This window comes from Curtobacterium sp. BNK-1, from assembly GCF_048685235.1.
In the GTDB taxonomy this organism is placed as follows: domain Bacteria; phylum Pseudomonadota; class Gammaproteobacteria; order Enterobacterales; family Enterobacteriaceae; genus Pantoea; species Pantoea agglomerans.
The window spans coordinates 1,722,240-1,744,326 of the sequence record NZ_JBLQTJ010000001.1; the positions used below are offsets into that span (position 1 = coordinate 1,722,240).

A 22,087-nucleotide genomic window follows, 5' to 3' on the forward strand; every position below is an offset into this window, starting at 1 on the left:
ATTTGCAATTCCTCCTGAATAAACCCTCTGTTTCTCTTCAGATTTACTAATCTTTTACAGGCGCGGAGTCAGTTGCTCTGAGCAGCGCGACGTCTGACGCGGTCCGCATTCACGTTAAAAATGGAGAGAAACATGCGCAATACCCTGGGAAGATCGGCCTTTGCCGTGACGCTGTACGCTCTGCTGGAGCCGGTGCCGCTGGGCTTTTTTGTCGCGGCCTGGCTGTTCGATATTCTCTATAGCCAGACCTTTGTGCTGTTCTGGACGGATGCCGCAGGCTGGCTGATTGCGCTGGGACTGATACTGGCGATTGTGCCGCGACTCATCGCGCTGGTTTATCTGTTCCGCGGCAGTGACAGTGCGGAAAAGAGTCATTTCTGGCTCTGGCTGGTGGCGATTGTGATCGCTATCGTCAATGCGTTTATTCACAGCCGTGATGCCGCCGCTGTCATCCCGCTGGGCGTGACGCTTTCGACGCTGGTGGTAGCGCTGCTGCTGCTGGCGAATGTGCAACTTGCGTTACGTCAGCGTAGCGCTTAAGGAGGAGCCACCATGAAGATACCGCATAAAACGTTGCTCGCGCTTACCCTGACAGCACTGCTGGCAGGCTGTGATGATGGTGCGCTTGTCGATCCGCAAAAGCAGATCGGACCGAATCCTGAACTGCCGCAGGCACAGAACTTCTTTATGCCGCCGATGCAGGTGCCGGAAGGCACGCCGTGGAAAGCGGGCGAAATGCCAAAAGTGGCTGACGGGCTGAAAATCGAAAAGATCGCTGACAATCTGCAGCATCCGCGTCAGGTTTATGTGCTGCCGAATAACGATGTACTGGTGGCGGAATCCAACGGCCCGGCCAAACCCACTACCCGGCCTAAACAGCTGATTATGGGCATTGTGCAGAAAGCGTCAGGTAAGGGCGGCGCTGGCGGCAACCGGATTACGCTGCTGCGCAACGTCAATGGCAAATGGGAGCAGCACCGCTTTATTGAGAATCTGCACTCGCCGTTTGGTATGCAGCTGATTGGCAATACCCTTTACGTCGCGAATGCTGACAGCCTGGTGAAGTTCCCCTATCGCGAAGGGGAGACGGAGATCCGCACCGCGCCTGAAGAGGTGACGGAACTGCCGGGCGGGCCGATTAACCACCACTGGACCAAAGCGCTGTTGGCCAGCCCCGATGGCAGCAAGCTCTATGTGGGTGTCGGCTCCAACAGTAACGTCACCGAGAACGGCATTGGCGCAGAGTATCGCCGCGCCGCGGTGCTGGAAGTGGACGCGGCCAGCGGTGCCAGCCGGATCTACGCCAGCGGATTGCGCAATCCGACCGGTTTACAGTGGGAACCGCAGAGCGGAAAACTGTGGGCCATCGTCAACGAGCGTGATGAAATCGGCTCCGATCTTGTGCCTGACTACATGACCTCAGTGCAGGACAAAGGCTTCTATGGCTGGCCCTACAGCTACTTTGGTCAGCATGTGGATACCCGTGCCGAACCGCAGCGTCCCGATCTGGTTGAGAAGGCGATTAAGCCTGATTATGCCCTGAGTTCGCATGTCGCTCCGCTGGGGCTGCTGTTCTACGGCGCAGATAACATGCCGCAATACCAGGGCGGTGCGTTTATCAGTGAACATGGCAGCTGGAACCGTACGCCGCTGAATGGCTACAAAGTGGTGTGGGTGAAATTTGAAAACGGCAAGCCAGTGGGTCAGCCGCAGACGGTGGTCTCGGGCTTCCTGACGGACGACGAAAAGCAGGTGCGTGGATTACCGGTCGGTCTGGCCAGCGACAAACAGGGCGGTGTCCTGATTGCTGATGATGCGGGTAATACCGTGTGGCGAATCAGCGCCGCGAAGTAAGCATTGCGCTGCTTTTTTAAGCAGAAAGCAGGCATAAAAAAAGGATTTGGCATTTCGCCAAATCCTTTATTTTTTGTTCGCTACCCGGCTGGTAACCGCGCTGCGAACGAGGTGCTCAGCACTCTCCACAAACAAGATTGTAAAATGTGCGGCTAAGGATTTCAAGTTTCGCCAAAATGCTGTATGTTTATACAGGTGTTGAGTGTTGAGCATCGCCTCATTGTCGACTGGCCGCTCCCAGGGGCACGGTTTTAAAATCCCGGCAGGCATCAGGTGGTGCTGGCCTGTGGCTTTAACCATGAGTGCCGCTCAGCTCTCTCCACAAAGATGTGCTTAGGCGCCCGGCGGGTAGAGTCAAAGCCCTGGTTGCCGAACAGCGCGCTCCTGTAAAAGGAGAAGGAAAGTGATGGAACTGACTAAGCTGATTCTGGATCTTATCCGGGTCATCTTGCAGATCATCGTTGCCCTTATGCAACTGACCGGTCACGCAGGTTAACCGGAACTTGAAACAAGGCGGAGCTAACCACTCCGCCTTTTTTCTTTGTCAATTCTCTGTCATCGGAGGCGGGTAAGGTGGTGCGGCAAAGCACGCCGCCGGGGCGCTGCTTATCCAGACCGGGAGTTTTATGTCCATTGCCGCCGTTATGCCCGCCCGATTAGCGCACACCTGGATTGATGAGAGTGTGAAGATGCGCGAAACCACTGTGGGTCAGCAGTGTGAGATCCTGGCGCACAGCACGCTGGAATATAGCGAGCTGGGTGACTTCTCCTATGTCGGTGAACACTGCTGCCTGGCCGATACCCAGGTGGGGCGCTTCTGCGCCATTGCTAATCAGGTGCGCATTGGCGCGCCGAATCATCCTATGGACCGCGCTTCCCAGCATCGCTTTACCTACTGCCCGGAGTATTACCACCCCGACGCCCGGCGCGATCAGGGGTTCTTTTCCGCCCGTCGCGCCGATCGGGTGATAATCGGTCACGATGTGTGGATAGGTCACGGCGTAATTGTGCTGCCTGGCGTCACCATTGGTGATGGTGCGGTGCTGGCTGCGGGTGCAGTAGTGACGAAAAACGTCGCGCCCTACAGCGTAGTGGGCGGTGTTCCGGCCAGGCCACTGCGGGTGCGCTTTACACCGGCTATCGCCGCACGTCTCCAGCGCATTGCCTGGTGGAACTGGCCGCTGGAGAAACTGCTGGCGAATCTGCCCGATTTTCAGCACGGTGACATCGAAGCGTTCTGCCAGCGGCACGGTGCATAACCCCACGGCGCCGTCAGCCGGTTTGTACGCCGAAATAGCGCACAACCCGCTGGCCATAGAGCCCGACAGCCAGTCCGGCGACGATCAGCAGCAGCGCGGCGATTTTCTGAGGTGAAACCGTTTCGCCAAATATCGCCACTGAACCCAGGATGCCGAACACCGGTACCAGCAGCGACAGTGGCGCGACCGTAGAAACCGGATAGTGTTTCAGCAGCCAGTTCCACACCCAGTAGCCCAGCAGGGTATTGGGATAGACCTGAAACAGTATCGACAACACCGCCTTCACATCCAGCTGGGTGAAGAGTGCGTGATAGCCCGCGCTGCCATTGACCAGCCCGTCCAGCAGGAAGAGTGGAATGGGTGCAAAGGCGCTCGACCAGACCAGAAAAGCAAAAACCTGCCGGGTGCCCGCTTTTTTATTGATGATATTGGCAATACTCCATGCGACCGCGCCTGCCAGCACCAGCAGCATGCCGGAAAACGTCACCGAGCCATCGGTAATGAAAAAAATGCTCAGCAGACCGGCGCAGGCCAGCGCACACCCGGCGATCTGATAGCGGCTGAGGCGCTCTTTGAATACCCAGCCACCGAGCAGCAGCGTGAAGAAGGCGCTGAACTGCAGCAGCAGCGAGGCGATGCCCGCCGACAGTCCGGTTTTAATTCCCAGATTCACCAGACCCCACAGGCCAATCCCGAAGACCAGGCCATAGCTGATCAGGTAGCGCCACGGCACGTCCGGTTTCTTAATAAAGAACAGCGCTGGCAGGGCGCAGAGCGTAAAACGGATGCCTGCCAGGATAAACGGGTCGACCGCCTGCAGGCCGAGCTTGATAACCGAAAAGTTAACCCCCCAGATGGCGGTGATCATGACGGCGAGCAGCAGATGCGTTAATTTCATGAGTGACGTACTCCTGACCAGCAGAGAAAGGCAGAGGCACTGACCGCTGCACCGGCATAGCAGACAGCCTGCCATCCCCAGTGTGTATAAAGCTGAGTGGCGGCGATGGCCCCCAGCGCACTGCCCAGCGAGTAAAAGCACATATAGGCACCCACCAGACGACTTGCCGCCTCGGGTCGGGCGGCCACGATCAGGCTCTGATTTATCACATGTACCGTCTGGACGGCGAAATCGAGCAGGATCACCCCGAAAATCAGCAACAGTAACGAGGTGTGAAGCGCGGCTATCGGCAGCCAGGAGAAGGTCAGCAACGCCAGGGCTAAGCCAGTGGCACGCTGCCCCAGGCCCAGGTCAGCCCATGCACCTGCTCTGGAGGCCGCCAGCGCACCGGCAAGTCCGGCCAGGCCGAACATCCCGATCTGGGTGTGTGACAGTGACAGGCCGGTAAGTGGCAGTACCATCGAAGACCAGAGCATACTGAAGGCCGCAAAAATCAGCAGCGCCAGGATCCCGCGTCTGCGCAGCTGCGGTTCCGTGAGGAAGAGACGGAAAACAGACAATAAGAGGTGAGGATAAGATGTGCGCCGCGTCTGACCTGCTGTGGCGGGCAGCACTTTCGCCAGGATGAGCGAGATCAGGAGTAACAGGCAGGCAGCCGTCAGATAGACCGCCCGCCAGCCCGCCAGGTCAGCAATCATCCCGGAAACAAACCGCGCCAGCAGGATGCCGATCACGATGCCGCTGGTCACGCTGCCCACCACCTGCCCGCGCTGTTCTGGCGATGCCAGCATGGCGGCCCACGCCACCATCAGCTGCGTGACTACCGCCATTAATCCCACCAGCAGCATTGCACAGAGCAGCGTCATCAGGTCTGGCGCAACCGCAGCAGTGATTAACGCCAGCACGGAAAGCAGCAACTGGGTAATCACCAGTTTTTTGCGGTTCACGCAGTCGCCCAGCGGCACCAGAAAGATCAGCCCGAGGGCGTAGCCGCTCTGCGTGGCCGTTACCACTGTGCCAATGGTGCCGGTGGAAACCTGCAGACTGGCGGCGATCGACTCCAGCAGAGGCTGTGCCGAGTAAACATTGGCGACCGCCAGCGCAGAGGTGAGTGAGAACAAAAAGATCATCCGGGACGAGAGCACCGGGATCGCGGCTGGGGGCGAATCGGCTTCAGGATCACGCGCCTTGCCAATCGTACAGGTCATGTGGCTTTCCTTTCTGGTTTTTATTTGAAACTGGATTGGCGATATCTTTAACCGGGCTGGTTTTTTTTTGCAACTTCTTTTCGGAGTGGCTAAACTGCCATCATGAGACAGGCAGCGTGAGACAGGCAGCGTGAGAGAAGAGCATGGCTAAGCAGGAATCCCTGAGAACCAGCGAGTGTCCGGTCGCCAGAACCCTGGAGTCGATAGGTGAGCGCTGGTGCATGATGATCGTGCGTGAAGCCTTTGATGACGTCCGCAGATTCAGTGACTTCCAGCGGAATTTGGGGCTGGCGAAAAATATCCTGGCGTCACGCCTGAAGCAGCTGGTGGAGATAGGGGTGTTTGAGATTGCGCCGGCCTCCGACGGCAGCGCCTACAGCGAATATGTCCTGACCGAAAGAGGCCGTTCGCTGTTTCCGGTTGTGGTCGCGATGCGCCAGTGGGGCGAGCGTTACCTGTTTGAGAAGGGCGAAACCCACTCCGTGCTGCTGGATAATGCGGAAGGAAAGCCGCTGCCACGCCTGGAGGTTATCTCTTCACAGGGGCAAAAACTGGAACCGGCCGACTGTCATCGTCAGCGGGTAGTGGCTAAAGGGTAACCGTCAGGGTTTTTCCTCTTCCGCACACTCTGAAACTGACAGGCCTGACATCGTACGCGTTACCCGATCATCGCTGTCGCCTGTGGCGGTGATCGACCAAAACGCCTCACTCCCGTTTTACGCCCCGCCGTAAGGGCGTTATCCCCGGAAACAGGTCCCCGCGCTCCCTCATCCTTTCCTGCCCCATCATGACAGGCCTGTCGATATCATCACATTTTCCAATGACCGGTTGCCTTGTAACTTCCCGATGCGCATGACAATATCGCTGCTTGTATAGACATGTACTCTCAACCCTGGATTGGGCAAATCACGCTTTCAGTCAACACGTCTCTCACTGTTCCAGCGAGGAATCTATGTCGGTCAAATCATCTGTATCAGATTATTCAGGCTCAGAGAAACAGGGCCTGTCAGAAACCCGCTCCATTGATTACATCCCGTTGGGTGAACGTCATGGTCATCCCTTTAACCAGTTCACGCTCTGGTTTGGTGGCAATCTGCAAATCACGGCTATTGTCACGGGTGCGCTGGCCGTGGTGCTGGGTGGAGACGTCGTGTGGTCTCTTATCGGCTTACTGGTGGGGCAGATTCTGGGTGCAGCGATCATGTCTTTGCATGCGATCCAGGGTCCGCGCCTGGGTTTACCGCAGATGATCACCAGCCGTATGCAGTTTGGCGTGTTTGGTGCTGTTATTCCTCTGGTGCTGGTGTGCATTATGTATGTGGGATTTTCAGCCAGCGGGACAGTATTAGCCGGGCAGGCGCTGGCTAAACTTATCCATGTCAGTCATTCAACCGGGATGATCCTGTTCAGCATCCTCATCGTGATCATTGCGGTGCTGGGCTATCGCGTGATTCATCAACTGGGCAAGCTGGCGAGCGTCATTGGCGTTTTAGCCTTTGCTTATCTGTTTATCACGCTGTTCTCTGCGCATGACTTATCAGCCGTGTGGCAGAATCAGCACTTTACCCCGGCAAATTTCCTGCTGGCGGTCTCCCTGTCTTCATCCTGGCAAATTGCCTTCTGTCCTTATGTCTCTGACTATTCACGCTATCTGCCAGCTGATGTCTCTGCAAAGAAACTCTTCAGTTCAGTCTTTTTTGGCACCGTACTTGGCACGCAGGCTTCAATGACGCTGGGGGTGATTGTCGCTGCCATTGCCGGAAGTGCGTTTGCAGGCAATGAGGTCGGTTACATCGTGAGCATGGGTAGCACGGCGACCATGGCCATGGTGATTTATTTCGCCATTTGCTTTGGAAAAATCACGTTTACCACGCTGAACGCCTACGGCAGTTTTATGTCACTGACCACCATTGTCTCTGGCTTCCGGCAGAAAACCACGCTGAGTCGGGGTGGGCGCATTCTGTTTGTGGTGCTTATGGTTACGCTGGCCTGCATCATTGCTCTGCTCAGTGAACCGGCCTTTCTGAAATCCTTCACCCACTTCCTGCTGTTTCTGCTGGCTTTCTTTGTGCCGTGGAGCGCGATCAGCCTGACCGATTTCTATCTGATCACCAGGGGCAGGGTTGATGTCCCGGCACTGTCGCAGCCCGACGGGCGCTATGGACGCTGGAACCTGGCCGGTATTACCGTCTATTTTCTGGGCGTGCTGGTGCAACTGCCGTTTATCGATAATCCGCTGCACCATGGATCGCTGACCTGGATTTTTGCCGGTAATGATGTCTCGTGGATCATCGGCTGGTTTGCGACGGCACTGTTATGGCTGATCGCCAGCCGCTGGGATCGTCGGGGCATCCCCGAACAGTCAATTTATCCCGCCCAATAACAAGGTCAGGCCGCCTGAGCGGCAGCCTTTCAGGGAGTGTCACTCTTCGCGGGTGTGTGATCACCCGCGTGTCAGGAAATCCTCTTTTAAGATCAGGCGGCAGAAACGTCCGCTGCGCCGGTCTGCGCCTCGGCCACCAGCGGCTTCTCCGGTTGCAGCAGTGTCATTGCCAGCATACTGCCAAAGGCGATCAGCGCGGTGACGGTAAACATCGCGTTGTAGCCGTAATATTCCGCCAGCCAGCCGCAGAGCATCGGAGAGATAATCGCTGCCAGATTGGCTATCGCCAGCGTCATGCCGCTGTAGGTACCCACCGACGCTTTAGGGGTGACATCAATCACCACCGACCAGTAGACATTGTTTACCAGTGCATTCAGCGCATTGCCCAGGGTCATCAGTGCAATAATCCCGGCAGCCGACTGCACATAGGGGATCGCCATAAAGCAGCAGGCGGTGCCGCACAGCGTGACGGCGGCAAACAAGTTGCGCGCCAGACGCAGATTACGGAAGCGAGCCAGCAGGGCATCGGCAATGCGACCGCCCAGCAGCACCGTAATACAGGCGCCGCTCCACGGGATCATCGCGACGTACCACAGTGAGTGCAGGTCGTAATGGAAATTATCCTGCAGATATTTCGGCATCCAGGTCACCAGGGTAAAGGTGATGTAGAGGAATGAGAAGTAGCCCAGCGCGTTGCAGACTAGGGTGCGGCTGGTAAAGAAGCGCCACCAGGGCAGTGGTACGCTGTCGCCCGCGCTGCGGCGCTGGCCGGTCTGGATAAGCTGACGTTCTGCGGCGTTGGTATGTGGACTTTTCTCCGGGCTGTCGCTGAAGGTGCGGGCAAACAGCGCCATCGCCAGCAGGGAGAAAACACCGAGCAGGATAAACATCATGCGCCAGTCATGGGTCAGCAGCAGCAGGCCCACCGCAATCGGGGCGGTCAGCAGCGCGCCAACCTGGGTCGAGAGCAGGCCGATGCCCAGCGCAAAGCCGCGCTCATTATCGGGTGCCCAGTGAGCAATCGCCTTGTTCATCAGCGCATAGGCCGGGCCTTCGGAAAAACCAAACATGATGCGCAGGGCAGCAAAGCCCATAATGGCGGATCCGCCAAACAGCGCCATGCCCAGTTCCCCCGCCCAGGCGGTGGCGATCTCCAGCAGCGACCAGAGTACGCCTGCCAGCAGCCAGACTTTTTTCGTGCCGATACGGTCGGCAAGAAAGCCGCCACACAGCGAACCAAACAGATAGCCAAAGCCAAAGTAGCCCAGCACGGCTCCGAGCTGGACTTTGCTGAAGTGATATTCCGCCGCAATGGCGTTAGCCGCAAACGACAGGGCACCGCGATCGATGTAGTTGATCAGGGCGATCAGGAACAGCAGTGAAAATATGGTGTAACGGTAACGGCTGGTTGTCATCTCACTTCTCCTGATTGAATGTCTCAGGAGAGCAGAAGCAAAATTGATGCCGGAAAGGGCATTTATCCGGCAAAAAGCGGACAAGCACAGAATTCGGGCCCCTGAGCCCGCTCCGAAGGGGGTTAACTGATCCCGCTAATAATTCGCCTGCGCTTCAATGCGGTGCAGCCGCTGCCTGTCGGTGGTGAGGCTCAGGCGGCGTTATGATGGTTGGGGCTGACGTGTGGCAGCGGGATAACCACGGCTTCCGTGACTGCTTCTGTATCAGCCGTCCCGACCTGGGGTATTTCGCCAACGTGTTGTAAAATCTGCTGCTGATAAGTCGCATCTGCCACCGTAGTCTGTTCACTCAGCAGTACGCCCGCCTCATTGACGTTTTTTCCGTCCACTTTTATTTTACTGGTGGCACTGGCCAGCATCCACTCATATTCAATATCGACGTGGCCGCTATCAATACAGCGGATACCGTGCTGACTTAAATCATATGCCAGCACGGTTGCGGTCGGCCCTAATGAAATCAAGACCAGGTCAAAGTTGACGGCATTCTTTAAAATGGTATCAAACAGACGATCATAGACGGAAAAGGCATTACGGTTCAGCGTCGTAATACGTTTCACTTCGCTGGCTCCCTCCAGTAAATCATTGCCTAATCCCAGGCGCGTTCCACTGCCTTCCACAATTAATACCCGGCGGCCCTGATAGAGCTGTTTAAACTTATCAAATATCGTCCGGGATAATTGCTTGCCTTTATAATCGTGATAGGGACGGGTCACCGAGGTATTTCCATACTGGTACTGTTTATTCAGCAGACCCTCATAATATTTAAAATAAAATGATTTATGGAAGAACCAGAACAGGGCCGACCCGCCCCGCATATTACGGGTGGTACGAAAGGCATCCGGCAGACAGATCAGACAGTTCGGGTTGGCTCCTGAATCCTGCTGCAGCAAGGCTTTGAGCCGTGCAGAGAGATTCGGGTCAAATGGCTGAAAACCGATATTTTTATACCAGGTCATTTCCAGTTCACCGTCGCCATAACGGGCCAGAGATAATTGTGGGTTACGTAATAACAGATCGACAGTCTCTTCTATCGACATGACGGAATAACGCTTTACCCGTGCCTGCGCAGCAGGATAGCGAATGGCAGCATTAAGAAACTTAAAAGGGAAACGAAACTTGCGATAAATAGCATGAAGTGCGGTCATAGTTAACCTGCCTGGTTTATTGCTGCCAGAAAAATCCCGCCTGCTGGCCGGATAAACGAATATAAGAGAGCTGATATATATCACAGATAAAATAAGCGTCATGCTACGGAATATCTGAAATCGTTTTCATAGGCAAAATCCCTTTGTTCATTAATCTATTTCCTGAGTGTTATTTTCAGGAAAATAATAAAAAACGCGTTCAGGCTGGCACAATTAAATCATTTGAACAGCAGCGACACCGCACCAGCGTTGATGAAGCCGCCAATAATAACAGCAGGGCAGTAACATTCCCGATTTCAGCAATAAGAGTTATTTCAGAGCAGAGTTAATAAACCATTATGATTATTTGACTCTGAAAAACTTTCGTCGGGCACACTTTAGCTGGCGTTACAGAAGGGCGGCTTGTCTGTTAATTAATCGCCTTTGAACAAAAGGTGCGGTCATTAGCAGCCTATGGTTAATTTTTTGTGATGGATATCCCGTAATCAGCCCTTCAGAAAGTAAAAAAAGCGGCCTGACCGCATTAACAGGTGACATTTATAATAAATATTTCTAATGATTAACGCTTATACACGTTTTTACATATTTCGTGCGTAAGTTAAAATCTCGTTGAATTTATGTTTCCAGCTTAACCTTTCAATTGCCGCTAATGACCCGAGGATGGATCATGATCAATAAAATAACCAGTATAATCATGGTGATATTTGCTATCGCCCTGATTTACATGGGAGGACAACTCCTGCTTGCAGGAGGCAGCGCGTTCTATGCGCTGATGGGCGTGGGCGTTCTGCTCAGCGCGATTCTGCTGTTGATGAACAAACGCAGTGCACTGACGCTTTATGCGCTGCTGATGTGGATCACTCTGTTCTGGACTATCTGGGAAGTGGGCTTCGACAAATGGCAGTGGATCCCGCGCGGCGACCTGTTTGGCGTGCTGGGTCTCTGGCTGGCGCTGCCGTGGGTGGTGCGTCCGCTCTATCAGGGGCAGCGTCGTTTCCATCCTTTCCTCGGGGGTTCCGTCGTCCTGATGGTGCTGCTGGTCATCGGTCTCTGCTTCTACGATCCGCTGCCGCAGCAGGGCGCCATTAATACGCCGCGCAACGCCTCTGCGACCGGCGGTGCCGCTGAAGAGTGGAGCGCCTATGGCGGAACCACAGATGGCCAGCGCTTCTCGGCGCTGAAGCAGATCACTAAAGATAACGTGAAAGATCTGGAAGTGGCCTGGACCTATCACACCGGCGACCTGCGTCAGGGTGATGATGCGACCGAATACACCTTTGAAGCGACACCGCTGAAAGCCAACGGCATGCTCTACTTCTGTACGCCGCACAACGAAGTCCATGCTCTTGACCCGGAAACCGGTGCGGTGAAGTGGAAAACGACGCCGGATAAAAACCGCTCTTATCTGCAGCAGCACCAGACCTGTCGTGGCGTGAGCTACTTCGATGCCGGTCAGCAGGCGCAGGCGCAGACGGGCGCATCGCCGGCCATCTGCCGCAAGCGTGTCTTCAATGCCACCACCGATGCCCGCCTGCTGGCGCTGGATGCCGATACCGGTAAAGCCTGTGCTGACTTTGGTGACAACGGTGTGGTGAATCTGCGCGCCAACATGGGCGAGGTGCGTCCGCACGCGCTGATGCAGACTGCCGCGCCACTGGTGGCGGGCAACCTGGTGATTGTCGGCGGTTCGGTGATGGATAACGGCTTCAACAGCGGTAACCCATCAGGTGTGATCCGTGCCTATGATGCCGTTAGCGGTCGTCTGGTGTGGAACTTCGATCCGGCTAACCCGGATAACACCGCACCGGTCGCTGAAGGGGCAACCTATCCGCAGGATACCCCGGTCGCCTGGGCCACCCTGAGCGCCGATCTGAAAAACGGCCTGGTCTATGTGCCGTTTGGTAACGCCTCGCCGGATGAAGTGGGACTTGAACGCGATCCCGCCAGCAACACTGAAAAATTCCGTGATGCGCTGGTGGCACTGGATCTGAAAACCGGTGCGTTCAAATGGCGTTATCAGAGTTCGAACCACGACCTCTGGGATCGCGATAATCCGTCACAGCCGTCGCTGGTGGACATCAACTATCAGGGCAAGCCGCAACCGGCGGTGATCCTGCCGACCAAAACCGGCAACCTGTTTGTGCTGAACCGCCTGACCGGCGAACCGGTTTATCCGGTAGAGCAGGTTAAGGTCTCCACGGATGGTATTAAAGGCGAGCAGTATGCGGCGACCCAGCCGGTCTCCAGCCTGAACTTCATTCCGCAGCCGCTGACTGAGAAGTCAATGTGGGGCATTACGCCGTTTGACCAGATGGCCTGCCGCACCACGTTCCGTGAGCTGCGCTATGACGGTAACCCGTGGACGCCACCAACGGAGAAAGGCTCGCTGATTTTCCCGGGCAACATCGGGGTGTTTAACTGGGGTTCAGTAGCGGTTGATCCACAGCGTCAGATGCTGATTGCTGCACCGGTACGCCTGGCTTACAAATACAACCTCATCAGACGCACGCCGGAAACCGAAACCCAGCGTACCTTCACCAAAGATGGTACGCCGTACTGGAATGAAAACTTCCACGGTGACTACGCTATCCACATCCAGCAGATGGCGTCGGGTCTGGGTATTCCCTGCATCGCGCCACCGTGGGGACGGATGGTCGGTGTGGATCTGACCACCGGCAAAACCGAATGGCTGCGTCGCGTCGGCACCACCAAAAACCTCAAGACCAGCTTCCTGCCTGGCCGCTTCCCGCTCGGTTTCCCGATGGGTATGGTGGCGCACGGCGGACCGCTGCTGACGGCGGGTGATCTGGTGTTCCACGGCGCAACGGCAGATAACTTCTTCCGTGCTTACGACAGCACCACCGGCGAACTGCTGTGGCAGACTGAACTGAGCGCGGGTGCGCAGGCCACGCCATCCACCTTTATGGGCAAAGATGGCAAGCAGTATGTGGTAATTGCCGCGGGCGGCCACGGCTCGCTCGGCACCACGGCGGGCGACAGCGTTGTCGCTTTCCGTCTGAAGTGATTTTTTAAAAAACCGACCCGCTGAGCGCCGCCCTGGCGCTCAGCTTTTTTTATGCTTCTGCCTGTCAGATCTCACACCTGGCTTCGCACGACAACCTGTTGTATTTCATCTCAATTCTTTCATCTCCGCATTCACATCATCTGATAACGCATCGAAACCATTTCGTGACAGCGCTCCCGCTTTAACGATTTCTCCTGCCTGACAGACTTGCGCATTAAGCCGCGAGGCGTAGATTAATATATGACTTCACAATTAATCGTGAATACGAAAAGTACTTCACAATACGCACTCTGAAGGATTGATGCTCATGTCGGAACTGAAATTTGCTACCCGTCTTAACTCTTTCGCCTCGGGGGCGCACCTCTACTGGCCCGATCAGCAGGGCAAGCCCTCTGTGCTGCAGATGGTTGCCCGTGCAGGCAAGGTCAAAGGCTTAACGCATCTCGACCTCAACTTTCCGCAACATCTCACCAGCGATATTCCCACACTGCGCCAGGCGATCAGTGATGCGGGTCTGGCCGTTAACGGTATGCAGATGCGCTGGGACGCGCCGCAGTTCAAAATCGGCGCGTTTACCCATCCCGACGCGAAAGTGCGTCGCGAAGCGATTGAGCTGACCAAACGGGGCATTGACGCGGGTCGGGAATTTGGTTCACGGCTGATGACGCTGTGGATGGGGCAGGACGGTTTCGATTACTGCTTCCAGGCGGACTATAAGAAGATCTGGGAGGATGCGGTTAGCGCCGTGCGTGAAGTGGCGGAGTATGCACCGGACGTTGACGTCAGCATCGAATATAAACCCAATGAGCCACGCGCCTACAGCATCTTTCCCAACGCCACCACCTGTCTGCTGGCCGTGGAAGAGGCGGGCTGCGCCAACCTGGGGATCACCCTGGATTTTGCTCATGTACTGTTTGCCAATGAGATCCCGGCTTACGCCGCCGCTATGGTGGCGCGCCGCTCACGGCTGCTGGGGCTGGACCTTAACGACGGCTGGGGCAAGCGTGATGACGGCCTGATGGTCGGCTCAGTCAACCCTCGCGCCACGCTGGAGTTTCTCTGGCAGATGCAGCGTGATGGCTACCGCGGTGCCTACTACTTCGATACCTTCCCGGATGCCAGCGGTCTTGACCCGATCCGTGAGGCAGAAAGCAATATTGCGACCGTGACCCGTCTGCTGAGGCTGTGTGACCAGCTGCACGACAACGCGGCGTTACTGGCGGCCATCGGGCGTCAGGATGCGGTGGCCTCTCAGCAGATCGTCAATGACATCATGCTGGCCCGCTGACAGCCGATTAATCATAAAAACATCACACCTCTACCCAACACCCTGAGAATAAAAAAATGAAAAAACGCCTGCTTGCTCTTATCGCCTCCTCACTGCTCTGCAGCACGGTTTATGCGGCAGAACTGGCACCGCTGCAATCCGATACCGAACCGGATCGCACCGACTGGACCCAGCTCGACACCAAATATGGCGCACTGCCAAAAGTCGATAAGTCGCTGAAGATTGGCGGGGTATCGAAAACCCTGACCAATGAGTACTGGCGCTCACTCGGCCAGGGCTACCAGAACGCGGCGAAAAAGTATGGTTTCACTGTCGCTTATCAGGCGGCGGCCAATGAAGATGATCAGCTCGGTCAGCTCTCCATTGCGGAAACCCTGATCTCGCAGGGCTTTAACGGCCTGCTGGTTTCGCCGCAGACCGATATCAACCTGGAGCCTGCACTGGAGAGTGCCAACAGTAAAAATATCCCGGTGGTGAACGTTAATGATGCGGTAATGCCGAATGCGCGCTACTACGTCGGCAACGTCCAGAAGGACAATGGCTTGCGGGTGGCGAAATGGTTTATTCAGCACCATCCGCAGGGCGGCAAAGTGGCGGTGATTGAAGGGCAGCCAGGGGTTTATGCCGCCGGACAGCGCACCCGTGGCTTTAAAGAGACGCTGGACAGCGCCGGGAAGTTCACCATCGTGGCCAGCGTGCCCGCTAACTGGAGTCGCGAGCAGGCCTTTAACGCCGCATCGACCATTCTGCAGCAGCATCCTGATTTAATCGGCTTCTACGCCAACAACGACACCATGGCGCTGGGCGTGGTGGAGGCGGTACGCGCGCAGAACAAAGCATCACAGGTGGCCATCTTTGGCACTGACGGTATTTCCGATGCCTACGCCTCGATTAAGCGCGGCGAGCTGACCGGCACGGTCGACAGTTTCCCGGTGCTGACCGGTGAAGTGGCGATGGACGTCATTATCCGGCTGATCAATGGACAGAAACTGTCGCGCGTTGTCTCGACACCCCAGGCGCTGATCACCAAAGAGAATGTCGAGGCGTTCTCAACCAAAGACAACAACCGGTTGCGTCAGCTGCTGGCTCAACAATAAGTCAGCGGGAGCGGGTATGGAACAGTTTCGCTTAATGATGCGTGGCATCAGCAAAAGTTACGGTAACGCCGCCGCGCTGCAGGATGTCGATTTCTCAGTGCGGCCCGGCGAGGTGCACGCGCTGATTGGGGAAAATGGCGCGGGTAAGTCGACGCTGCTGAATATCCTCTCCGGCGTTCGCGGTGCGGACAGCGGAGAGATCAGCGTCAATGGAAACCGGGTGCAGATCCGCAGTCCGCTCAGCGCCCGTCAGGCCGGGATCGCGATGATCCACCAGGAGTTACAGCATGTACCTGAGCTTTCCGTGGCGCAGAACATGTTTCTGGGTCGCCCGCTGACACGCGCCGGAGGCTGGTGGGTGGATAAAAAGGCCCAGCTGGCGCGGGCTACCCTGATTCTGAAGACGCTGGATCCCACTATCGATCCCGATACGCCGATCAGGAACCTCAAGGTATCGCAGCAGCAGATTGTTGAGATTGCCCGGGCGCTGCTGGATGACGCCAAAATCATCGCCATGGATGAACCGACCTCCAGCCTGACGCCACGCGAATTTGACCGGCTGGCAGAGCTGATTGGCGATCTGAAGTCGACCGGCGTCTCGCTGATCTATGTCTCGCACAAGATGAATGAGATTTTCCGGGTGTGCGACCGCGCCACCATTATGCGTGACGGAAAGCAGGTTGGGGTGGTCAACATCAATGATGAGGATGAGGAGAGCATCGTCGCCAAAATGGTCGGACGGAAGATCGACAAGCTTGACCATCAGGCGTTTGTCACCGATCGCGAAGTGCTGCGGGTAGAGGATCTGACGCGTGGCAATGAGGTGGTGGCGGCAAACTTCAGCGTTCGTGCGGGCGAAGTGCTGGGCATTGCCGGACTGGTCGGCGCGGGGCGCACTGAACTGCTGAAGCTGATTGCCGGTATCGACAGGCGCACCCGTGGCACGGTGAGCGTCAACGGTGCCGCGGTTAAGAACCACAACGTGCGTGCGGCGATCAAGGCGGGCATTGGCCTGGTACCTGAAGACCGCAAAAAAGAGGGCATTATCAAAGAGCGGGCGGTGAAGATGAATATGGCGCTGCCGTCGATGCACCGCTTCACGTCGGCGGGGCTGATGAACCAGGCCAGGCTGGACCGCGAGGCGCTGAAGGTCATGGGCGACCTGAAACTGCGCCCGCTCGACATTGAGAAAACCATCGGCACGCTGAGTGGCGGCAATCAGCAAAAAGTGATCATCGGCCGCTGGGTTGCGGCGGATGCCAATGTGTTTCTGTTTGATGAGCCGACGCGCGGTATCGATATTGGTGCCAAGTCTGAAATCTATCACCTGATTGAAAAACTGGCCCAGGCGGGCAAAGCCATTGTGGTGGTGTCGTCAGAAATGACCGAGATCATGCGCATCTCCGATCGGGTGCTGGTGATGCGCGAGGGCCGGATAACCAAAGAGTTAACCGGCAGCGCGATCACCGAAGAGAACATTGCCCGTTATGCCATCAAAGATATCGACCAGACCGCCTGACCGCTTACCTGACACTATTTAAGGTTATAACTATGACAACTCAGACATCTACCGGGCCGGGTACCCGACCTGCGCTGCGGCTTAAATTTAATCTGCGTGATGCCGGTACCTTAATTGGCTTACTGATTATCGTGGTGACATTTTCGTTTCTGTCGCCGGTCTTTTTCACGCTGCCTAATCTGCTGAATATTCTGCAGCAGTCCTCAATCAACGCCCTGATTGCACTGGGCATGACGCTGGTGATTATCTCCGGCGGGATAGACCTCTCGGTCGGTCCCACGGCGGCGCTCTCTGCGGTGCTGGGTGCAACCCTGATGGCATCGGGCGTGCCGGTGCCGCTGGCGATCCTCGCGACGCTGGGTGTGGGCGCGATGTGCGGGCTGTTCAGCGGCACGCTGATCGCCTATGCCGGGCTGCAGCCGTTTATTGTCACGCTGGGCGGCCTGTCGCTGTTCCGGGCGATTGCGCTGATCTACACCGGCGGCAATCCCATCTTTGGTATTCCGCTGGAATTTCGCAGCCTGATCAACAGTACGCTTTTCGGTATCCCGACGCCGATTGTGATTGTGGCAGTGATTGCGCTGCTGCTGTGGACGGTGATGAATAAGACCCCGCTGGGGGAATATATTCTGGCGATTGGCGGCAATGAAGAGGCGGCGCGGGTCGCAGGTGTGCCGGTTAAGCGCACCAAGGTCACGGTCTATATCTTCTCCGGCCTGCTTGCCTCACTGGCCTCGCTGATTCTGATTGGTCGTCTGGGGGCTGCCGAACCGACCATCGGCAACCTGTGGGAACTGGATGCGATTGCGGCGGCGGCCATTGGCGGTGCGTCGTTAATGGGCGGCAAGGGCAGTATCTTCGGAACGCTGATCGGCGTGGTTATCCTCGGTGCGTTACGTAATGGCTTGACCTTACTGAACATTCAGGCCTTTTACCAATTGCTCGCTACCGGCCTTATTATTATCATAGCGATGTTGATTGACCGGGCGACCCGAGGCAAGTAATGAAGCAAGATCCGCGAGCCATTGGCGCTCAGATTCGTATGCGTTTGCCCCAGCTGACGCCGTTAGAACGTCGGGTAGCTGAGGCGATAATTGCCCGAACCGACATTACCGAGCAATCCTCATTAAAGGAGATTGCGCGGGAGAATAATGTCTCTGAAGCGATGATCGTTAAGATTACCAAAAAACTTAACTTCACCGGCTTCAGGCATTTCAGAAGTGGCCTGATCTATTACAACCAGTCTGAAGTGGCAGGGCTGCATGCGGAAATTGAGCCGGATGATTCGTCGGAGCAGTTGCTGGCCAAAGTTTTCAGAACCTCTATCCAGGCGATTGAAGAGACCTTATCGATTCTGGATGTTTCTGAATTCAATCGGGCGGCGGACATTATCTTTAAAGCGCGTCATATCGATCTCTACGCCGTGGGCGGCTCTGCCGCCGTGGCACGGGACCTGTCACACAAGATGCTGAAGATTGGCATTAAGTCGACTGCCTATGACGACGCCCACATCATGCTGATGTCAGCCGCCGTGTTATCTGATGACGATGTGGTTATCGCCATCAGCCATTCGGGTGCTACGCGTGCGGTGAACGATCCGGTGAAACTGGCAGGAAGGAATGGTGCGAAGGTTATTGCCATTACCAACTACGCCGAATCCCCGATCGCGAAGAGTGCGCATGTGGTCCTCAATTCAACCTCTCAGGGATCGCATCTGCTGGGTGAAAACGCCGCGTCACGCATCGCCCAGCTCAATATTCTGGATGCGCTGTTTGTCGCTATCGCCAAGAAAGATCTGAAGCGGGCGGAGAAGAACCTGATGAAAACCCAGCATGCGGTTCAGGATCTGCGGGAATTCTAGCTATGAGCAAAATTGCAGTCACCGGCAGTCTTCACTACGACATTATGCTGGATGCACACCATCGCCCGGAAAAAGGCGAAACGGTGATGGGCAGCGCCTGTCACTATAAGTTTGGTGGCAAGGGGGGGAATCAGGCCGTCGCAGCGGCACGCGCGGGTGCCGCAGTGCGCTTCGCCGGTTCAGTGGGGCGCGATCAGCAGGGGCAATTCCTGCTGGATCATCTGCAGCAGGCCGGGGTCGATTGCACCGCCATCAGCATCATTGATGCGCTTCCCTCCGGGATGAGCGTGGCGATTACCGATGCCGAAGGAGATTACGGTGCGGTGGTGGTCTCCAATGCCAATCAGCAGATCCCGCTGGAGACCTTTGAGCAGCCCGGCTTCTGGCAGGAGGTGTCGCTGCTGGTGCTGCAAAATGAAGTCCCGGAAGCGGTGAACCTCTGTGCGGCCCAGGCGGCACAGCAGCGTGGGATTACGGTCTGCGTCAACGCCGCGCCCGCCCGGCCGTTGTCAGCCGCGTTTGAAAACTGTATCGATCTGCTGGTGGTGAACGCCATTGAAGCGCGCGATATGTGCGGGATTAGCGTGAAGGATCTGACGTCGGCGCGCTCAGCGGCGAAATCGCTGGCCAGCCGGTTTGCCAGAGTGGTGGTTACCGCTGGTGAACATGGTGTGGCTTACAGCGAGGCGGGAGAGACGCATACACTGGCGGCGCAGAAGGTGACACTGGTAAGCACCCACGGTGCCGGGGATTGTTTTGTCGGCGTGTTATGTCAGCGCCTGAGTAGCGGGGTAACGCTGGCAGAAGCGGTGAGTGCGGCAAATCGTGCAGCTGCCGAACACGTTTCCCGGCAGCCGCACTGATTAATGGCGTGCCACGTCAGTGACGCGGCACGCTAACGTCATCAGGCGCCGACGTTCACCACGGTTTTACCAAAGTTTTTGCCATTCAGCATATCGATAAACGCCTGTGGCGCGTTCTCTAATCCTTCAATCATGTGCTCGCGATAGTGGATTTTTTTGTTCTCCACCAGCGGACGCATCGCCTCCAGGAACTCAGGGTAACGGTCACCATAATCCTGGAAGATGATAAAGCCCTGCATACGGATACGGCGTTTCAGAATGCCCGCCATGATCAGAGAGGTTCTGTCCGGGCCTTGCGGCAGCTCACGCTGGCTGTAAGCCGAGACCAGACCACAGACCGGCACGCGCGCAGCGGTGTTCAGCAGCGGGAATACGGCATCAAACACTTTGCCGCCGACGTTTTCGAAGTAGATATCGATGCCATCCGGGCAGGCGTTTTTCAGCTGCTCTTCAAAGTCGGCGCTGTGGTGATCGAGGCAGGCATCAAAGCCAAGCGTATCGACGGCGTAACGGCATTTCTCTTCACCGCCCGCCACACCAACGACACGGCAGCCTTTCTGTTTACCCAACTGACCGACCGTTGCGCCCACCGGACCGGTTGCGGCGGCAACGACCAGGGTTTCACCCGCTTTCGGCTGACCAATATCCATCAGACCCATATAGGCGGTAAAGCCTGGCATACCGAGAATACCCAGCGCCCATGAGGGATGAGGCAGATCGTTGCCCAGCTTCGCAATCTCTTTGCCATCGGAGACGGCATATTCCTGCCAGCCGCTCTGCGCCAGCACCCAGTCACCGGTCTTAAAATCACTGTTTTTCGATTCGGCGACCTGACAGACGGTGCCGCCCACCATCGGCTGATCCAGCTCTGCCGGCGCGGCGTAGGATTTACCCTCGTCCATCCGCCCACGCATGTAGGGGTCGAGCGAGAGATAGATGGTTTTAAGCAGTACTTCACCCTCTTTGATTTCCGGGACGGGCTGCGCCACATGGCGGAAATTCTCTTTGGTCGGCTCACCGTGTGGGCGTGAAGCCAGTAACCAGGCATGGTTCTGGGTTGCTTGTTCAGTCATATTGTCATCCTTTTATAGCCGGGCAATGCTCAGGGCATCACCCTATGAATACCGGGAAAGTGTAGATGACAGCGGCGGGAATGCGTTTAGCGCTGTGAGCGGTAAGCTGATTTACCGATAACAGGGCATAGGGTGCTAACCAAGGGGACACAGCGGATGCAGGACCCTTCGCGTCATGGATTCAGTTTGACGGCTGTTCACATCCGCTTGCAAAAAACGGGCAGGCGGGTCATCAGCAGTGCGGCATGCCACGCATCCAGGTCAGAGAGAGGCGACTATCATTACGCTTCACCACAAGACTTACAGGGCCAGGGCATATTTTGCGATTGCCGAAACAGAGAAGCTAAAACGCTTCTTGACCGGGTTTTACAGCATCCGCCCCGTGATGTAATGTATGAAGTGAATACCGCCATAGGCGAAGGAGGAAGAGGTTATGTACTCAAAACACGATATTTCAACCCTGAAAAAAATGACAGTTGCAGAGCGTAAAGCGGAAGCAATGCGTCAGCTCAAAGAATCTTTTGATCTTGCGGAGCGCTCAGGCACAGTGCGTTCACGCGAAGCAAAGGCTGGTTGACTGTCAGCTTCCTCCAAAACCCGCTAAGGCGGGTTTTTTTATGCCTTCAATTTATGGGCATGGGAAGTTGCTGCGCATCCGGCGTCACGGGAAGCTCTGAAGATTGTGATAAATATCAGTGAACTCTACAGGGAGAGAACCATGATTATCCAGCATCTGCGTATTGCCCGACCGGTGACAGACCTGACGCAAAGCAGTCAGAACTATTGTGACGGGCTGGGGTTGCAAGAAATCGGTGAGTTTACTGATCATCAGGGGTTCAGTGGCGTGATGCTGGGCGCTGAAGGGCTGGCCTGGCATCTCGAATTCACGCTCTGTCACACGCATCCCGTCCGGCCATCGCCAACAGATGAGGACCTGCTGGTGCTCTACATTCCGCAACGGCCTGACTGGCTGGCCCGATGTGCCTGTATGGATGAGGCAGGATTTATGCGGTTGAATTCATTTAATCCCTATTGGGACCAACGGGGCGTGACATTTATCGACAGGGATGGTTATCGTGTTGTTATCCAGCATGCAGCCTGGCAATCCGCAATCTGACCTGTACCGGAGTTCACCCTGA

19 protein-coding genes are annotated in these 22,087 nt (G+C 56.2%); 14 read left to right on the plus strand and 5 right to left on the minus strand.

The features are described from left to right. The first annotated feature begins 132 nt into the window (after positions 1 to 132). The 3 genes from ACMGGP_RS08220 to ACMGGP_RS08230 all read left to right on the plus strand — a co-directional run bounded on the left by ACMGGP_RS08220 (position 133) and on the right by ACMGGP_RS08230 (position 3,113). A complete protein-coding gene (locus ACMGGP_RS08220; RefSeq protein WP_010244987.1) occupies positions 133 to 540 on the plus strand; it encodes a DUF2231 domain-containing protein in 408 nt (135 codons plus the stop codon). A gap of 12 nt (positions 541 to 552) precedes the next feature. Next, entirely contained in the window at positions 553 to 1,854 is a 1,302-nt protein-coding gene (locus tag ACMGGP_RS08225; RefSeq protein ID WP_010670132.1) for a PQQ-dependent sugar dehydrogenase, read from the plus strand. 626 nt (positions 1,855 to 2,480) lie between these two features. Beyond that, positions 2,481 to 3,113, plus strand: a complete 633-nt coding sequence (locus tag ACMGGP_RS08230; protein ID WP_010244979.1) for a DapH/DapD/GlmU-related protein — start codon at positions 2,481 to 2,483, stop codon at positions 3,111 to 3,113. 13 nt (positions 3,114 to 3,126) lie between these two features. On the opposite strand, the gene ACMGGP_RS08235 is transcribed toward ACMGGP_RS08230, so the two are convergent. After that, a complete protein-coding gene (locus ACMGGP_RS08235; protein WP_022625667.1) occupies positions 3,127 to 4,011 on the minus strand; it encodes an EamA family transporter in 885 nt (294 codons plus the stop codon). Next, positions 4,008 to 5,219: an MFS transporter gene (locus ACMGGP_RS08240; RefSeq protein ID WP_311977997.1), complete on the minus strand. Its 1,212-nt coding sequence runs from the start codon at positions 5,217 to 5,219 to the stop codon at positions 4,008 to 4,010. The genes ACMGGP_RS08235 and ACMGGP_RS08240 overlap by 4 nt, the downstream gene beginning before the upstream one ends. A 143-nt stretch (positions 5,220 to 5,362) precedes the next feature. On the opposite strand from ACMGGP_RS08240, the gene ACMGGP_RS08245 reads away from it, so the two are divergent. Further along, positions 5,363 to 5,818 (plus strand): winged helix-turn-helix transcriptional regulator, encoded by a 456-nt coding sequence (locus ACMGGP_RS08245; protein WP_033757616.1) that lies wholly within the window; start codon positions 5,363 to 5,365, stop codon positions 5,816 to 5,818. Between the two features lie 353 nt (positions 5,819 to 6,171). Continuing rightward, positions 6,172 to 7,602, plus strand: coding sequence for a purine-cytosine permease family protein (locus ACMGGP_RS08250; RefSeq protein ID WP_425002152.1), 1,431 nt, complete (start codon positions 6,172 to 6,174; stop codon positions 7,600 to 7,602). Between the two features lie 92 nt (positions 7,603 to 7,694). On the opposite strand, the gene ACMGGP_RS08255 is transcribed toward ACMGGP_RS08250, so the two are convergent. Together ACMGGP_RS08255 and ACMGGP_RS08260 are read right to left on the minus strand one after the other, a co-directional pair. Next, a complete protein-coding gene (locus tag ACMGGP_RS08255) occupies positions 7,695 to 9,017 on the minus strand; it encodes an MFS transporter (protein ID WP_010670137.1) in 1,323 nt (440 codons plus the stop codon). A 191-nt stretch (positions 9,018 to 9,208) separates the two neighbouring features. Next, positions 9,209 to 10,222 carry a GT-D fold domain-containing glycosyltransferase gene (locus tag ACMGGP_RS08260; protein ID WP_022625663.1) on the minus strand — a complete coding sequence of 338 codons (1,014 nt, stop codon included), beginning with the start codon at positions 10,220 to 10,222 and terminating at the stop codon, positions 9,209 to 9,211. Between the two features lie 667 nt (positions 10,223 to 10,889). Here ACMGGP_RS08260 and ACMGGP_RS08265 point away from each other — a divergent pair. The 7 genes from ACMGGP_RS08265 to ACMGGP_RS08295 all read left to right on the plus strand — a co-directional run bounded on the left by ACMGGP_RS08265 (position 10,890) and on the right by ACMGGP_RS08295 (position 19,875). Continuing rightward, the gene (locus ACMGGP_RS08265; RefSeq protein WP_061901446.1) at positions 10,890 to 13,247 is read left to right on the plus strand and encodes a membrane-bound PQQ-dependent dehydrogenase, glucose/quinate/shikimate family; all 2,358 of its coding nucleotides are present in this window, start codon (positions 10,890 to 10,892) and stop codon (positions 13,245 to 13,247) included. A gap of 307 nt (positions 13,248 to 13,554) precedes the next feature. Continuing rightward, positions 13,555 to 14,535: a TIM barrel protein gene (locus tag ACMGGP_RS08270; protein WP_022625661.1), complete on the plus strand. Its 981-nt coding sequence runs from the start codon at positions 13,555 to 13,557 to the stop codon at positions 14,533 to 14,535. Positions 14,536 to 14,591: 56 nt separating this feature from the next. Continuing rightward, complete coding sequence (locus tag ACMGGP_RS08275) at positions 14,592 to 15,632, plus strand: sugar ABC transporter substrate-binding protein (protein WP_187513634.1); 1,041 nt, start codon at positions 14,592 to 14,594, stop codon at positions 15,630 to 15,632. Between the two features lie 16 nt (positions 15,633 to 15,648). Next, positions 15,649 to 17,151, plus strand: a complete 1,503-nt coding sequence (locus ACMGGP_RS08280; RefSeq protein WP_060680198.1) for a sugar ABC transporter ATP-binding protein — start codon at positions 15,649 to 15,651, stop codon at positions 17,149 to 17,151. 32 nt (positions 17,152 to 17,183) lie between these two features. Continuing rightward, positions 17,184 to 18,155 (plus strand): ABC transporter permease, encoded by a 972-nt coding sequence (locus tag ACMGGP_RS08285; protein WP_010244946.1) that lies wholly within the window; start codon positions 17,184 to 17,186, stop codon positions 18,153 to 18,155. After that, on the plus strand, positions 18,155 to 19,012 hold the full coding sequence (locus ACMGGP_RS08290; protein ID WP_033787869.1) for a MurR/RpiR family transcriptional regulator: 858 nt from the start codon (positions 18,155 to 18,157) through the stop codon (positions 19,010 to 19,012). The genes ACMGGP_RS08285 and ACMGGP_RS08290 overlap by 1 nt, the downstream gene beginning before the upstream one ends. A 2-nt stretch (positions 19,013 to 19,014) precedes the next feature. After that, on the plus strand, positions 19,015 to 19,875 hold the full coding sequence (locus ACMGGP_RS08295) for a PfkB family carbohydrate kinase (protein WP_191918566.1): 861 nt from the start codon (positions 19,015 to 19,017) through the stop codon (positions 19,873 to 19,875). Positions 19,876 to 19,916: 41 nt separating this feature from the next. On the opposite strand, the gene curA is transcribed toward ACMGGP_RS08295, so the two are convergent. After that, on the minus strand, positions 19,917 to 20,948 hold the full coding sequence (curA, locus tag ACMGGP_RS08300; protein ID WP_010244937.1) for an NADPH-dependent curcumin/dihydrocurcumin reductase: 1,032 nt from the start codon (positions 20,946 to 20,948) through the stop codon (positions 19,917 to 19,919). A gap of 433 nt (positions 20,949 to 21,381) precedes the next feature. Between curA and ACMGGP_RS08305 the strand changes: the two genes are divergently transcribed. Both ACMGGP_RS08305 and ACMGGP_RS08310 read left to right on the plus strand, forming a co-directional pair. Then, the gene (locus tag ACMGGP_RS08305) at positions 21,382 to 21,525 is read left to right on the plus strand and encodes a hypothetical protein (protein ID WP_022625658.1); all 144 of its coding nucleotides are present in this window, start codon (positions 21,382 to 21,384) and stop codon (positions 21,523 to 21,525) included. 141 nt (positions 21,526 to 21,666) lie between these two features. Beyond that, on the plus strand, positions 21,667 to 22,065 hold the full coding sequence (locus ACMGGP_RS08310; protein ID WP_010244934.1) for a VOC family protein: 399 nt from the start codon (positions 21,667 to 21,669) through the stop codon (positions 22,063 to 22,065). Positions 22,066 to 22,087 lie beyond the last annotated feature (22 nt).